Origin of the sequence: Nostoc sp. (genome assembly GCF_036919595.1) — a bacterium.
Classification (GTDB): domain Bacteria; phylum Cyanobacteriota; class Cyanobacteriia; order Cyanobacteriales; family Nostocaceae; genus Nostoc.
On record NZ_JBALCO010000167.1, the window covers coordinates 1 to 14,073 of the forward strand.

15 protein-coding genes and 2 pseudogenes are annotated in these 14,073 nt (G+C 42.6%); 7 read left to right on the plus strand and 10 right to left on the minus strand.

The window, feature by feature from the left end:
* Window positions 1–606: 606 nt before the first annotated feature.
* Window positions 607–1,188: a tyrosine-type recombinase/integrase gene (locus V7K21_RS25785; RefSeq protein ID WP_335178266.1), complete on the minus strand. Its 582-nt coding sequence runs from the start codon at window positions 1,186–1,188 to the stop codon at window positions 607–609.
* A gap of 210 nt (window positions 1,189–1,398) precedes the next feature.
* Here V7K21_RS25785 and V7K21_RS25790 point away from each other — a divergent pair, with 210 nt between their 5' ends.
* From V7K21_RS25790 to V7K21_RS25800, 3 genes are all read left to right on the plus strand, one after another.
* Complete coding sequence (locus V7K21_RS25790; protein ID WP_335178267.1) at window positions 1,399–1,572, plus strand: hypothetical protein; 174 nt, start codon at window positions 1,399–1,401, stop codon at window positions 1,570–1,572.
* Between the two features lie 93 nt (window positions 1,573–1,665).
* Window positions 1,666–1,848: a hypothetical protein gene (locus V7K21_RS25795; protein ID WP_335178269.1), complete on the plus strand. Its 183-nt coding sequence runs from the start codon at window positions 1,666–1,668 to the stop codon at window positions 1,846–1,848.
* 110 nt (window positions 1,849–1,958) lie between these two features.
* Window positions 1,959–2,132: a hypothetical protein gene (locus tag V7K21_RS25800; RefSeq protein ID WP_335178270.1), complete on the plus strand. Its 174-nt coding sequence runs from the start codon at window positions 1,959–1,961 to the stop codon at window positions 2,130–2,132.
* A gap of 135 nt (window positions 2,133–2,267) precedes the next feature.
* Here V7K21_RS25800 and V7K21_RS25805 read toward each other — a convergent pair.
* The 6 genes and pseudogenes from V7K21_RS25805 to V7K21_RS25830 form a co-directional block, all read right to left on the minus strand.
* Window positions 2,268–2,608, minus strand: a pseudogene (locus V7K21_RS25805) (transposase-like zinc-binding domain-containing protein); the annotation flags it as partial.
* Between the two features lie 90 nt (window positions 2,609–2,698).
* Window positions 2,699–3,931 (minus strand): DUF1501 domain-containing protein, encoded by a 1,233-nt coding sequence (locus tag V7K21_RS25810; RefSeq protein WP_335178272.1) that lies wholly within the window; start codon window positions 3,929–3,931, stop codon window positions 2,699–2,701.
* Between the two features lie 332 nt (window positions 3,932–4,263).
* Window positions 4,264–5,817 carry a DUF1800 domain-containing protein gene (locus tag V7K21_RS25815; protein WP_335178274.1) on the minus strand — a complete coding sequence of 518 codons (1,554 nt, stop codon included), beginning with the start codon at window positions 5,815–5,817 and terminating at the stop codon, window positions 4,264–4,266.
* Window positions 5,818–5,821: 4 nt separating this feature from the next.
* Window positions 5,822–6,292: a Spy/CpxP family protein refolding chaperone gene (locus tag V7K21_RS25820; protein WP_335178276.1), complete on the minus strand. Its 471-nt coding sequence runs from the start codon at window positions 6,290–6,292 to the stop codon at window positions 5,822–5,824.
* Window positions 6,293–6,304: 12 nt separating this feature from the next.
* On the minus strand, window positions 6,305–6,649 hold the full coding sequence (locus V7K21_RS25825) for a hypothetical protein (protein ID WP_335178277.1): 345 nt from the start codon (window positions 6,647–6,649) through the stop codon (window positions 6,305–6,307).
* A complete protein-coding gene (locus V7K21_RS25830; protein ID WP_335178279.1) occupies window positions 6,646–7,242 on the minus strand; it encodes a sigma-70 family RNA polymerase sigma factor in 597 nt (198 codons plus the stop codon). The genes V7K21_RS25825 and V7K21_RS25830 overlap by 4 nt, the downstream gene beginning before the upstream one ends.
* Window positions 7,243–7,815: 573 nt before the next feature.
* On the opposite strand from V7K21_RS25830, the gene V7K21_RS25835 reads away from it, so the two are divergent.
* The 4 genes and pseudogenes from V7K21_RS25835 to V7K21_RS25850 all read left to right on the plus strand — a co-directional run bounded on the left by V7K21_RS25835 (window position 7,816) and on the right by V7K21_RS25850 (window position 11,635).
* A complete protein-coding gene (locus V7K21_RS25835) occupies window positions 7,816–8,070 on the plus strand; it encodes a hypothetical protein (RefSeq protein ID WP_335069307.1) in 255 nt (84 codons plus the stop codon).
* 385 nt (window positions 8,071–8,455) lie between these two features.
* Window positions 8,456–9,826, plus strand: coding sequence for an S-layer homology domain-containing protein (locus V7K21_RS25840; RefSeq protein ID WP_335178281.1), 1,371 nt, complete (start codon window positions 8,456–8,458; stop codon window positions 9,824–9,826).
* Window positions 9,827–9,849: 23 nt separating this feature from the next.
* Window positions 9,850–10,047, plus strand: coding sequence for a hypothetical protein (locus tag V7K21_RS25845; protein WP_335178283.1), 198 nt, complete (start codon window positions 9,850–9,852; stop codon window positions 10,045–10,047).
* A gap of 323 nt (window positions 10,048–10,370) precedes the next feature.
* Window positions 10,371–11,635, plus strand: a pseudogene (locus V7K21_RS25850) (IS701 family transposase).
* Between the two features lie 17 nt (window positions 11,636–11,652).
* Here the strand turns inward: V7K21_RS25850 and V7K21_RS25855 are convergent.
* The 3 genes from V7K21_RS25855 to V7K21_RS25865 form a co-directional block, all read right to left on the minus strand.
* Window positions 11,653–11,805, minus strand: coding sequence for a hypothetical protein (locus V7K21_RS25855; protein WP_335178285.1), 153 nt, complete (start codon window positions 11,803–11,805; stop codon window positions 11,653–11,655).
* A 227-nt stretch (window positions 11,806–12,032) separates the two neighbouring features.
* Window positions 12,033–13,655, minus strand: a complete 1,623-nt coding sequence (locus V7K21_RS25860) for an AAA family ATPase (protein ID WP_335178286.1) — start codon at window positions 13,653–13,655, stop codon at window positions 12,033–12,035.
* A complete protein-coding gene (locus V7K21_RS25865; protein ID WP_335178288.1) occupies window positions 13,652–13,909 on the minus strand; it encodes a hypothetical protein in 258 nt (85 codons plus the stop codon). Before V7K21_RS25865 ends, V7K21_RS25860 begins: the two co-directional genes overlap by 4 nt.
* Window positions 13,910–14,073: the final 164 nt, after the last annotated feature.

A 14,073-nucleotide genomic window follows, 5' to 3' on the forward strand; every position in this document is an offset into this window, starting at 1 on the left:
TCGCAGCAATTTACAACTACGAGTTAAGTTTAGCTGTCTCAAAATTCCAAACCCCCACCATAACATAAAACTTATTTTGCAAGAGGTCTAATGCACATCCTTACAGTATAAAATTTTTGAGGTTTAGCGAGGTTGAATACAATCTGCTGCTGATTGATTATGTGTATATGTCTCTGTCTCACAAGCTACAAGCAACAGCTATAGCCGCAGTACCGATAATAAAACGGTCTGTAGACTTTCTAATATGACAAAAAGTCAAAGTATTAACCATTAAAGACTTCCTTTTTTATTAAGTTAAACTTTGCATTAATTAAAATCCATAAATCCCAGAAAATTTTAATACTAATACAAAACTTCAAAAACATATTTCCAGCAGTGATTATTTCCAAAAAGAATGTTGGAGATGATTTAAAAACTTCTCTACAAACAACAAACTCGTAATTTAATCAGTGGGATAGATACTGCTTGAAAGTCTCCTGACGTACACCACACAAACGTTTAAAGTCGAATGGCTTCAGGCTCTTTACTTGTTCGTAGGTCATAGATGCTACCTAACTCTAACTTACTTGTCTCACGCATCTAGGACTTTTGCAAGAGGTCTAATTACTAGTTTTTTATCAGTGCCGCCGCTCCCAACACTTGCTCATCGCTCGCTTCCAAATATTTCTGCTCAAGGTTGCGATGGCCAGATATCTCTTGCACAACTCTCAACGGTATACCAGCGTTACTCATCTGGGTGAGCGCTGTCCTTCTGAAGCTGTGAGTACTCACGCCAATTATCCCAGCTTGTTTGCAAGCTTCTCTCAAAATCCTAGCCGCAGAGTCTTCGCATAGGTGTCTATTACTGCGACCGGGAAACAGATAAACATCTCCTCTTTGCGGGTATTCGCCCAATAACCGCCGTAAGTCTTCAATCACTAGCATTGACCTAGTAGCCAACTTCCCGTTCGTGTAAGATTTCCTCTTCACCAGCCGGGGTCTGACATTGCCCTTGGGAGTGTAAATGTCTTGAGTCAACAGGGTACAGCATTCACAGATTCTACAGGCACTAAACAGGTAGACGCCGAACAAAGTGCGTAGGCGTAGCCCGCCGCAGGCATCGCGGTCATTGTCTAAGCCATGACTGAAAATTAGCTGTATCTCTGACTGCGTTAGAAAGAAAGCGCGTCCGTGACGGTTGATTTTCATAGCCTGTGTGAGTATCTCGTACTCCACAGGCTACAACAATTAGACGCATGAATACATTCCCTGGCGGTTAACAGCCTGCCAGCGCAAGCAAGGATTTTGAATTCATTATTGAACCTTTTAGAAAAAGTAGCAGTCTAAATTCATACCTCAGTTAGATTACTGAAAATAAACTGCCTTAATCCAAAATAGTTGAACAAAGGAAAATCAGTTATGAAAAGGATGCTTACGGGCATATTAGTTGCTTTGCCACTGTTGGTTGTTGCCATGCCAAAACAGGCATCAGCCCTAATAATTGGGAGACATCATCATCATCATCGGTGGGTTCCTGGGCATTCGGTAATAAGACATCACCACAGAGTATGGATTCGCGGTCATTATGAATAAAAAATAGTGTAAACCCGCTCTAAGAGCTATAATGCGTTGCTGCTTCTAGCTCTTATTTCCGCATATCCCTATACAGGAGAGAGACTACAACTAATGGATTGGATTCCATTAGTTGAAACTGAAACATATACTTTATATTCTGCTGGACATGTTTCAATTGAGTTACCTTATATAAAACTTCTTAAAAAGATTTTAGCATTATGTTTTCTGTTATTCGGTATTCCATTTTCTGCTGGAATGATTTGGGAAACTATGAATCCCAAAACTGCTCCCTAAGACAAAGATAATGCTATCGCTGCTTTAATTATTTTGACTATTCCCTCAACGGTTATGGGGGGCTGGTTGAGTTAGTCGTTAGTACAGCAGAGAAAAAGCAGATTAAATTCGTGTTTTTAGAGCTAATTGAAAACAACTCTGGGAAAATAACAGTATTACAACTGGTAAGAAATGCCCAAATACCAACTCAGTCGGCTAAGGAACATCTAGATGAGAAAGCTAAAGAACTCAGTGCTGATTTTGAAGTAAATGAGGATGGAAATGTTTCGTATCGGTTCTCCTGATTAGAGCGTTACAATTGCAGCAGTAATGGTCAGAAGATGCTAGTAGAGTGGCTAAACAGATGGCTTCAGCTTGAAAGTCAGGGAAAATATCAGACTCTTGAAGAGCTTTTTATACTTATAGTAATGAAAAATACGAAGTTCTCCAACTTCAGATATGATATCTTTTTGCGGTACGTCTGACAGCTTTTCTCCTAGTTGTTTGACCCAATAAATGGTAGTAGTATGATGTACACTTTTAAACCGTTAAATACCATGAAAACTCATACCATTAAGGTACATTTTTAAACATTATTGCCTGAGCTCCTCGGAGTATCCTTTTGGCGGATTGTACAGGTCAAGAAATTGGCATTAGCGGAGCGGGGCGGAACGCACGGGAGCAGTTAGTACAAATGTGATGAGAGTTTACCTCTTCGCTTTCCATTTTTCCGAATTTCCGTAGACCCACAGTATGGACATTGTACAGTAGATGACCTCAATTCATCCCTCTATGGGAGCAACGCCTATCTTGTTACAAAGACAGTTGAGAAAATGTTATTAGGTAAGTTCTTGTCTTAGCGAATAATTGCTTACTTGACAATTAATGCTACTTTGCTCGTAGAGGTATAATTTGGCAACACTTGATTCAATTTTGCTTCCTTAAGATGTAGATGATTTTCTAACACGGTAGAGATAACATCCCGAAAATCAGTAGTAATAGCCAAGTCCCTACCTTGGTAAAGTTGGGCTGTAGAGAGACCAGGCCATTCACCGTAAACTTTACCACCGTGAATTTTACCGCCCAAAACCCAGATGACATTCCCATGACCGTGGTCAGTACCACCGTTACCATTTTGCTTGACTGTACGACCAAACTCGGACATCACAACAATTGTCGTATTCTGATAAACGTTCCCTAAACCTTTAATCAAAGCTGCTAAACCTGACCCCAATTTTTTTAAGTTCCGAGCTAACTGTCCTTGAGTGCTACCTTGATTGACATGAGTATCCCAACCTCCCAAAGCCATAAATCCTAGCTCAATCCTGTGGTCTTGGAGCATTAATTGGGCTAATCGTTGGGCATCGTTGGTGAAGCCATCAGATGAAGGCGCACCATTATTCGCCATTTGCATTTCACCATCTAGGTCATTCATGATGGCCTGACGCGCCATGCGTCCTTGACGATAAGTCTGACTTAAGGTATCATTACCGCTATAAAGTTGGTCAAATGCTGCTGCTAATTGAGTCCGGTCTATTAACAGAGGTCTGTTAGCATTACTTCCTGATGCTATATTGGCTACAGGCATGCGTCCAGAAAAAATCTTGGGTGTTGTTTCTCCGATACTTACTGCTTGGATGGGTGTTTTTTGAGAAATCACACCTAGTAAACGATTCATCCAACCATCCTGAGTATGTTTGTCACCAGGAGTAGCGTTTTCCATATATTGTTGAGCATCAAAGTGAGAGCGAGTTGGATCGGGGGAACCACAAGCATGAACAAATGCCAAACTATTTTGCTGCCAAAATGGTATCACAGAAGCTAATGCTGGATGCAAGCCAAAGCGTCCATCTAAATCTATTACTCCTCCTTCCTTTCCTGGTTGAGGGATAGCAATTTGCGGTCGAGCTTGATAGTAAGCTGTCTCTAAATAAGGAACCAAGATGTTTAAACCGTCTACTGCCCCCCGGAGGAAAATTACAATCAAGCGCTTGTGATCACTGTTTGGGGTAGCAGATTTAGCTATCCAAGCATTGCTACTTACGGCTGTGATTGCGGAAGCTGAAAAAATTCCACTTTGGATTAGGAAGTCGCGTCTTTTCATAAATTAAAATTACTGTTATCAAACCAGAATTTAGATGTACAAAAGTATATAAAAAGTAGAGATACGGAGCGGCTTGTCGCAGAGTAGGACACAAAGAAAGAAAATTTGGTGCAGCTTTACAAAGAAGTAGTAAGAGTTATGGCTGTTTCAAATTCGGTAGAATGCAAGTCGTTTGTGAGAATATATAAATATATGCTTTTAGCTGTATGTCAGTTAGAACTGCTATGTCAGCAACCAGGTCTTTAGACACTTCTGCTTTCAGACATAAGCTTTGAAGCCGTGCTGACCAAAATACTTAATAATTTGAGTTTTATAACTTGACAATTGTGTAACTAACGATGCATAAATTCTGGACTTCCCAAAATTAAAGCACTATGAATTTGAGGGGAACTAGAGGCGATCGCCTTCTGTGTTTTCATTGACAAAGAATTGCCCAATGTATTGCTTAGTTGCCAAGCATCTACAGGAATATTGGGAGACTTTTGTAAAGGTCTTTGCTCAGTGCTGATTGTCTGCTGTCCCGGTGTTCTCTGCCACTGTTGCATATTTGGGGGGATGCTTGATAAGGGTAAATTTCCATTAGCGATCGCTGATGCAAAACTGAGGCGGCGGTTCATTGCATCAGGATTTAACCACACATCTGCTGTGTTTTTGTAACCATCTGGAGTTTGGCAGGCATATAGGGGCATTCCTAAGTGTTGCAGCAGATTGGAGATAGGTTTTGTGTTCTGCACTTGGACACCTGTGGCTCGCACCGCCGAGATCGCGAATTGAAGTGGTGTTTTAAACTTGGCATTAAAGTTTTTTGCATCCCAGAATTCCCGGCTGTGGAATAGGGTGTTGAGAACCTCACGAATATTGCCATCGGTGGCAAGATAACGTTGTGTGAGATTGTTTACTAGAGTAGTTGGAGGAAGATCGCTGACAAAATATTCAGCTATCTGATAGCTAATGTGACGTGCAGTTGCTGGACTTTGAGCCAAAATATCCAAAGCTTCCTCCCCTTCGGCTTCACCACTACCTTTAATTGTGTGTCCCAGGAAAACTTTGTCGCTGAAATCATGACGCTTCGGGTTAAAGTAAAATCCAAAATTATTATCTGTCTGCTGACTCGCACGACTGAAACCCCAGCCACTCAAAATCCGCGCCAGAGCAATTATATCTTGCTGAGTATAACCTCCATCTACGCCGAGAGTGTGTAACTCCATCAGTTCGCGGGCATAGTTCTCATTCAAACCTCGGACATTCTCCTGAGCATCGGGGCGGCTGTCAGCCCGATTTTGGAAGTTGTCTAGATAATACTGCATGGCTGGATGATGAGCTGTTGCCCCCAACAGCTCGCGAAAGCGACCCAAAGCGTAAGGTCGAATCGCCTGTTGTTCATAAGCTCCCACCCAGAGGCTAACGCGTCCTTTACCAGCATCCACATTAAAATGGTTATACCAAAAGTCCACCATTACTTCCTGGAGTTGTCGCTTACTGCTAGTTGCCTCTAATAACCGTGCTTGGACTGCCTGAGCTAGCACCTGTTTAGCCCACTTATTGGCAGCTTTTCTTTCTTCAAGGCTGGGTTTTTGTCCTGGTCTAGGAGTTGTGCCATGTTCTGATAGTTCCACTGGATTCAAGTGGAGAGTATCTAACTGGTTTAGTTGGCTGGAAAGACTTTGCGGTTCGGGAATGGAGTCGGGTGAGAGTTGCTCTTGAATGTACTTTTCTACACCCATAGATTCCACTCTTTGCACATCTCCCGGAGCAGGGCCAAAGCTGAGACGATTAATTATATGTAATACTTTTGGGTCAACAGGTGTGGAAGCTGCATTACTGGGGTAAATTCCTCCCAGTAAGATCAACAGCAACAATACCCAATATTTCGGCTTTACAATCATAGAGTTAATTGTGCTGTGCTGGAGATGGAGGATTTTTCTTATACATCTGTTCGGCAAATTTTTGCCGTTGCTCTGGGTTCAAAATTTCCCGAATCGCAAGCGTATTTTCAAACTGGGTATCAGCAAGCTGCTGCTTTACAAGCTTGATTTGGTTATATTTACCACGCACTTGCTCTTTAGTAGCTGTCCCTGCAATCAGGTCATGTAATTCCTGTTGCCCAAGACGTATCTCCTGTGATTTTTGGGCTATCTGTTGTTTGGATTGATTACGAATTTCCTTAATCTGTTGTAGTTGCTGGGATGTCAAATTCAAATCCTTGAGCCATCCCCCTGATTGACCACGATTTGGATGAGGTACACTTGTGAGGGTTTGGGCAATCACTTGGTGTGAAAGTAAAGTTGGCTTGGCCATAGCAATAGTGCTACCAAGGACAATCATCGCCACCGCCAAAATGGAAACACGACTACAAAACATCAAAGCGCTCTCCTATTCAGTATCTGAATCTGTAAAATGCCATACATCACTTTCCAGATGTTCGTTACTGACTGTAGCTTGCCAATTGCTTTCAATAAAAGTTTCCAATGTGGCAAGTTCAGCCGGACTCGGTTGAGCCGGGATGAAGGCACGGTAGCCAACTATAGCAGCTACTAATCCAGCAGCAACAGGCAGAACTAACCTTAGCCTTGAATAGTGGCGTAAGGGTGCTTGAGACGAAGTTTTCACCTGTTGTAAAATTTGTTGTTCCAAATCAGGCGAGGCTGGTGGAACTTCTGAACAATGTTGGCAGAGAAAATTAATTAGGTCAGAATCATCATTGGGGAGCTGAGTCATAGCTGTACTCCTTGGTTTTGGAGAAATTGACGCATGGCAGCACGAGCATGGAATAGGCGTGACTTAACTGTTCCTAGAGGAATATCTAGGATTTGTGCTACCTCTTTTTGAGGTACTTCTTCCAAATCATGCAAAACCAATATCGTGCGATGGTCAAAACTTAGGTTTGCTAATCCCCGTTGCACAAGGTCTTGATAATGCAGATCCATTAACTCAGGCGCTGACTGTTGAGTAGGAGTTTTTTCACTTAGAATCTGTAATTGAGTTCGCCTTTTAACATCTGCCTGTCGCTGGTCATAAGCCAGGTTCCAAGCGATTCGGTACAGCCAGGTAGAGAATTTTGCTGTTTGGCGAAACTTGGGCAATCCTTTCCAGGCTTGCAGAAACACTTCCTGCACCACATCATCGAGAGAGGCAGGAGTGCAGAGTTTGTAGAGGATTGACCTCACTCTTTGCTGATGGCGACGGTAAAGCTGACCGTAGCTTTGGGTATTACCCCGCAGGCACTGCTGTACTAAATAACTATCAGATTCGCTTTCTGATTCACCAATCAATTGATTTGCTTTATTAACCTTGGTTGGCACAACTAACACCTGAGGCGTTCTCCTCTATCCGTTTCGTTGCTTGTATTTATTAGACCGGATGAATGGGAAAAAGGTTCAAATGGGTTACAAGTTGGGGCATAGGCAACATCTGTTCAAGGTAACTACGCCTCTCAATACGTAGCAATTCATTTACTAATGCCTTGTGGGGAGCAATGCGATTTTGTGAGGTGTTTAAAATTCGGGTGCTAAATCACCTATTTAGGGGTGCGATCGCAGCTAAATAACTGTTTTTATTGAGAATATAGCTCTGTAACTGAGAATTAAAGTCTGATCTAACAAAATCGCATCGCTCCCTGCTTTGTGCTGCATTAACAATATCTGGCATTATGCAGGTCGCGCCGACTCTAGCTGTATACATTTTGTCTTCAAAATGCATTCAGCAATTGAGCCAAAACGTGTAATTTCTGACTATATATTAAGTACGATCCAGATCCACGCCACACAACGAGCAATTAAGAACACGTCCGGTATTTTTTGAAAGTCGTCTGCCCTAATTGAACCTTTTGTAAAAGAAAGAAGTCTAAAACTATAGATTTCTGGTTCCATAAAAGGTATGTCTTTATGAACATGAAAAGAATTCTCTCATCTTGTTTGTTAGGTGTTTTGCTAACTTCGAGTGTTTTAGCAGAGCGTGCATCTGCTCAAGTAGAAATAATTTTGGGAAACGATCATCGACATGAGTGGCGCGAACGAGAACAAGCGAGGCAGGAATGGCTACGCAGAGAGCGTGAAGAACGTGAGCACCGTGAATGGCGACGTAGAGAATATGAGAAACGTGAATGGCGCTCCAGACATGAGTATGACTATCGATACTAAATCAGTTTCGTTAACAGATTAGCACTTAAGACACTAGATCGATAAAAAGTAGAAGTCCGGCAGTACCTTCCCTCATTTTATGGGATCACAGGAAAAACCTTTAAAAGGAAATGGCACGCTTGTAAAGCTAAAATTTTTGTTATGGCTGGGTGTAAGGGGATAAGGAAATAGGGGTGTAAGTGAAAGAACTATCGCGTGAAATCGAGCGAGATCAGAGCGAGTCAACTCAGATTAAGTTTTTCCCTACTACCATGCAACCCCACACTCAAAAGCCAGTTTCTTGAAACGTTTGCGTTTATCAAGCGTGCCATTCTAACAAGAGGGTTTATCCAAACTCGCAGCTACTTCAACCAGAAAATAACTATTAATGGAGGTAAATAATTCAATGAGGAAAATCTGTAAATGCCAGTCGGTATCTGGTTTACTGCTTGGGTTTGAAATGATGATTAGTGCAGTTGCACCTTTAGTGATATCAGCACCAGTACTAGCTCAATCCAAGTTTAGTGATGTTCAAAGCAACTGGTCTCAATCATGTATTACCCAACTAGCAAGCCAAGGTATTATCAGTGGATACCCGGACGGGACTTTCCGACCCAATGCCTCTGTAACTCGATCTGAGTTCGCAGCAATGATTGGTAAGGCTTTTTCTAATGCACAAAGGACTCATAATCCAGTTCAATTTGTCGATGTGCCTGCAAATTACTGGGCATATACTGCGATTGAAACAGCTTCTCAAGCAGGATTTTTGTCAGGCTACCCAGGTCAGGTTTTCAATCCTAGTCAAAATATTCCTCGCGCTCAAGTAATAGTTGCTTTAGCTAGTGGCTTAAATTATTCTCCAAGTCAGTCTGCGACTGCGACATTGAATGCTAATTTTTCTGATGCAAATACAATTCCTAGTTATGCCGACAGTGGAATAGCGGCAGCAACTGAAAAACATCTGGTTGTGGATTATCCAGATGTAAAGTATCTTCATCCTAATCAATTAGCTAGTCGGGCAGAAGTGTCAGCTTTTTTGTGTCAAGGTTTAGCTAGCTCTGGACAAGCTTCTAGTATTCCTAGACAATATATTGCAGGTTTAAGTAGTTCCTCAATAACAGGACAGCTGCCATCTGGAACTTTGATTCCAGTTAAGTATCTTGATGCAAAACGAATTGTTGTCAGTCCTAAGGAAACTTCACCTTTAACATTAACGGTTGCAACTGATATCACTAATAATCAAGGAAGCGTGGTAATTCCTGCTGGCAGTCAAATTGTCGGGCAATTGCAGCCTGTAACTGGTGGCTCCCAATTTGTAGGCAGTCAGTTGATTATTAATGGTCAGCAGCTTGGGATTAACGCCTCTTCGCATTCAATTACAACTACACAAGATGTGCGTAGTCCTAACTTTACAGCGATTCTTTCAGATGCGGCAGTCGGCTCGGCAGCAGCAGCTGGAATTTCTGGGATAACGGGTAATAAACATATTACCCTTGGTAAGGTATTGACTGGTACCGCTGTTGGTACAGCTGTAGGAGCAAATCAGAATCGCAACGTTCTCTCAACTTTAACAGATACAGCAATTGGGGCAGGGGCAGCGGCTGGAATTTCTGGGCTCACTGGGAATCGCTCTATTACTGCGGGAAAAGTCATCACTGGTGGGGCAGCCGGTGCAACAATTGGGGGCATTCTTGATCACAGTTCCACGAATCAAGTGGTGGTAATTAATCCCAATACCGACTTAACCTTAACGTTAAATAGCGACCTCAGCAGATAAACTCAGGGTAAGCCAACGCCAGAATGCTCCCGGCTTGCTTTTACCAGCCCGATCGCACTTGTAAAAAAGCCTCACTAGCTGCACAGTTGCTCCCTTCAACAGTGAGTCTAGGCGTTGGCTATGCTTACCTAACAGTGCGTCTGGCAGAGTTGGTAGTAAACTACAGAAATATGCCTCCGGCACGCTACGCGATCGCTTTTGTGGCGGGAAAGAACGAATAAAAGCTTAATCGGAAAGGGGATATTTGAGTGTGATCGGCAACCAGTCAGATGAGCAAACACACAGCCCAATGCCCACCTTATTTACACAATTGAATTAAAAGAGAGAAGCTACGGTATATAGCTTGTGGGGGGACATTCAAAAGCTTGGCTTTTCGTAGGAGTAGCCAAAACAGAAGATTGTTTCACGGCACAGGTACAGGTACACACTTGTAGGACATGGAATGCTGAGGAAGCAAGCCTATTAACGGGACTTAAACAAAATAGAAGTTAAAAATAGAGTATAATGCTTTACCAGTATAGCTTTCACGTCGAAGTAACACCCGATGAAAGAGACAACCCTCGCAGCCATGCCCCCGTGTTTTGAAAAATGGTGTCAACGGTTTGATGAATCATTTACTCATAAAGCCCAAAAAAGAGGGTTTAGGCACTATTTAGGGGGATTCTTGGGGGAAAGTGAAAGAAAAAACCTGTCTCAGATGGCAGAAAACGCTATAGGAGTGGAATACCATCAATTGCACCATTTTTTAACCGAAGCCCCTTGGTCTGATTCAAAGATCAATGAACGTCGGTTAGAAATCATGAGCAAGTGTAGTCAAACCAGAATTAGTCGCGGATTTAACTTAATAATTGACGATTCGGGTCACAGAAAAAGTGGTAATTTTACTGATGGAGTAGGAAGGCAATACATCGGAGAAATCAGTAAAACAGATAATGGAATTGTTGTAGTAACAACTCATTTATGTGATGGGAAAAAAGTTTACCATTAGATATAGAGTTATATCAACACGCCAATTCTTTACCCAGTGGTAAGCAAGACCCAGAGTTTGAGAAAAAAACCGAATTAGCACTGAAGCTAATAGATAGAACACTCGCACGAGGATATCAACCGGGAATCGTACTTATAGATGCTGGGTATGGCAACAATACATCCTTCTTATTAGAGTTAGAAAATAGACAATTAAAGTATTTAGGAGGATTGGCGAAAAATCGAAAGATAACTCTGAATTTCTCAGAGAATATTCCCGAAAAAATTAGATTAGATGAATTAGCACAAAGTTTATCCCAAGAGGCTTTCACGGAAATTCAACTTAACTTAGATAAACCAAGAACAGTATGGGTAGTCACAAGAGAAATAGAGATATCAAATCTTGAGGGAAAGCGAAATATTGCTATCGTTATGAATGCTGCGACTTTCGCTCAAGCCACTGATATTGACTATTTTATCACCAATGTCTCTACATCAATTGTCACACCCGAATGGATAGTTAATACCTATTCTCAAAGAAATTGGGTGGAAGTTTTTTATAGAGAAGCCAAGGGGTGGCTAGGGCTAAAAGAATATCAAGTTCGAGATAAAAGGAGTCTCCTTAGACATTTTATGTTGGTTTTTTGTGGCTATACTTTTATTCTTTGGCATCAGATGACTGGGGGTTTAAGACGAAGATGGGCGAACAAATCTTTGAACACCTTTACTGAAGCAATAGATGCTTTTAGGACAGCTATGTCTTATCGATTTTTTGATTGGTTGACCCATAATCGTGACGTATTCGCTGCGTACAAAGCTAGTTTGGGCTTCATTTGGGCTTAATTTTTGTTTAAGTCCCACTAAAGATATCCAATACTGGTTTGCGATCGCTTAGGACTGGACGCAAAGATCCGATCGAGGATCAGAGGTAATTCACCGTGTAATAGCTGTATGACAAAGCCGCGATCACTATATCCTTCTAGTGCGACCGCATACCCCCAAACAGCTTGCATTATCTACTTAAAAGTGTCCGTGGATGTCCGTGGACACAAAGGCACTCCAGAACTTGTTACTGTTCTGAATAGCATCAACAAAGACTAAATAGATTTCCATCTTTCTTACCCTGTCAATTTCCTAACTTCAGGGCATTGCCCCATCTGAGATAGATATACTGAAGGCGATCGCTACGAACCTAAAAGAGCGATCGCCCCCATAGAATCAGGAGACAATCGCTTTTTCATCAGTTCATATTCCGAAACTTAGCAGCACGCAAAGACTGAGTTTTCGCTGCAACCACAGGACTACTAGCCCATCGTGCGGTGGATGCCCAATCCTGCATACGCTCGACTGCCGCAGCATCCTGAATTGCAAGTGGGGTAATGGTTTGACGGCAGGTTTCGAGGTCAGCAAGCGTTACCTGTTGCGGTCGCCCTTCATCGAATGCCAGCAAAGCAGCTTCCGAAGCAAGGGTTTCCAGTTCTGCGCCGGAGAATTTCGCGGTGGAAGCTGCGATCGCTTCGAGGTACTCCGATTCCAGGTGAATGCCAAAACGTTGTAGATGAATCCCCAGAATCTTTACACGCTCCGGTTCTTTAGGCAGATCAACAAAGAAATTTTCGTCAAATCTTCCCTTCCTCTTTAGCTCACTTGGCAGTGCAGAGGGGTCATTGCAAGTTGCCACGACAAACACACCACACTGAGATTCGGACATGAATGTAAGGATATTGCCCAGAATCCTCTGTGAGACTCCACTCGTGTCACCAGTTCCCGAAAGTGCTTTTTCTATCTCGTCCACCCATAAGACGCAGGGTGCGATCGCTTCTGCCGTTTTCAAAGCACGTCTGACATTCCCCTCAGACTCACCTACCAGACTGCCTAAGAGGGACGCAACGTCTAGCTGGAGTAGTGGTAAATTGAGAATGTTAGCAATGTTTTTAGCCAATAATGTTTTACCTGTACCGGGCGGTCCTGCAAGCAATACACCTTTAGGTTGGGGTAGGTGTAGCTCACGCGCCTCTTGTGTGAACAGCCGCCGCCGCCGATTTAGCCACTCACGCAACAAATCCAGTCCTCCAAAGGAGATGCTAGCAGGCTTGCCCAATTCAATACCCATTTGAGACAACAGCCGAGTTTTATACTCGACTGCTTGGGGTATAAAATGACTATCAATTAAAATCCCATCTGATGTTAGATTGTGTTTGACAGTTAACCGCAGGAAGTCGCTAATCTCCTCCAGGGTTAATCCCAGGGCAGCACGAGAAAGAGATTCAATTTCACTTTTATTAAGGGAAATTGTAAAAGTCAATTCCTGTTCAATAGCAGACTGTTGTAGGTCATGCAAATAAGAATTGATATGTTCAAGTATTTGCTCAACTCCCGGCAGAAGAATTTCGCAGTAAGGGATTAAGCGTACAAGTGACTCATGTAATTGAATGTTTTGACCCAGCAGCACAATGCGTTTATCAGTCGGCTTGAGACGATGGTAGAGATTTTTTACCTTACTAATAATCTCCCAAGATAGTGAAGGCGAATTCTTACCAATAAACGAGTGAATGTCACCTAATATGAAGACTCCATCAGAACTAAAATTCGCAATGTAATCAAACACATATAGTAATGGGTCAGCGTGTGGTGGTTTCTTATACTCTGCAACTGGCTTAAACACCAATCCCCCATCTGCTGCAATTAAACATTGCTCCAAGGTTGATACTCCCAGATTCCAGAAGAACACTGGACTTGATAGCTTGCTAGATGCCTCTGTAGTCAGCCACTGAATAATCGTCGCTTCATCGGGCGACAGGACATCAACCGCAGCAATGGGGATTTGTGAATCGAGCGTGGAGAGGAGATTTGAGAGTTTCATTGTTTTTCAATTTGATAAGGAACTGGAGATAATTCCTCGTGTGTGTTTACGACTTTTACGATCACCTCATAGGCTTCGGCATCGCCGTCAAAAACTTCTGCTGTACCGTTGTTCTCTTGGTAGGCAATCGCTGTTACTATTGCATTCAAAAGCACGCACAAACCCTCTGTACTAGCTTTGATGATCACGGGTTGTCTTGGTTTTTGCTGGGCGTAAATGTGAACAAATGGGTATTTTTTAGCTAATTCGTTCATGATCGTTTTTGAGGGGGGAGAACTTGTTGATTCCCCCGTGTTGATTACTGACGCAGGCGTGTTTGACTACTGTTCGTAGTGCGAAGCTGTGGTGCTGATTCTTCTTTGAAAATGCGATCGCTCTCGCTGACAACTCCAAGTGCTTCCTCAAATGGTTGCGTAGC

Coding starts and splice junctions, on each gene's coding strand:
- V7K21_RS25785 (WP_335178266.1), bottom strand. CDS start 1,188: ATGAAAATCAACCGTCACGGACGCGCTTTCTTTCTAACGCAGTCAGAG.
- V7K21_RS25790 (WP_335178267.1), top strand. CDS start 1,399: ATGAAAAGGATGCTTACGGGCATATTAGTTGCTTTGCCACTGTTGGTT.
- V7K21_RS25795 (WP_335178269.1), top strand. CDS start 1,666: ATGGATTGGATTCCATTAGTTGAAACTGAAACATATACTTTATATTCT.
- V7K21_RS25810 (WP_335178272.1), bottom strand. CDS start 3,931: ATGAAAAGACGCGACTTCCTAATCCAAAGTGGAATTTTTTCAGCTTCC.
- V7K21_RS25815 (WP_335178274.1), bottom strand. CDS start 5,817: ATGATTGTAAAGCCGAAATATTGGGTATTGTTGCTGTTGATCTTACTG.
- V7K21_RS25820 (WP_335178276.1), bottom strand. CDS start 6,292: ATGTTTTGTAGTCGTGTTTCCATTTTGGCGGTGGCGATGATTGTCCTT.
- V7K21_RS25825 (WP_335178277.1), bottom strand. CDS start 6,649: ATGACTCAGCTCCCCAATGATGATTCTGACCTAATTAATTTTCTCTGC.
- V7K21_RS25835 (WP_335069307.1), top strand. CDS start 7,816: ATGAACATGAAAAGAATTCTCTCATCTTGTTTGTTAGGTGTTTTGCTA.
- V7K21_RS25840 (WP_335178281.1), top strand. CDS start 8,456: ATGAGGAAAATCTGTAAATGCCAGTCGGTATCTGGTTTACTGCTTGGG.
- V7K21_RS25845 (WP_335178283.1), top strand. CDS start 9,850: ATGCTCCCGGCTTGCTTTTACCAGCCCGATCGCACTTGTAAAAAAGCC.
- V7K21_RS25855 (WP_335178285.1), bottom strand. CDS start 11,805: ATGCAAGCTGTTTGGGGGTATGCGGTCGCACTAGAAGGATATAGTGAT.
- V7K21_RS25860 (WP_335178286.1), bottom strand. CDS start 13,655: ATGAAACTCTCAAATCTCCTCTCCACGCTCGATTCACAAATCCCCATT.
- V7K21_RS25865 (WP_335178288.1), bottom strand. CDS start 13,909: ATGAACGAATTAGCTAAAAAATACCCATTTGTTCACATTTACGCCCAG.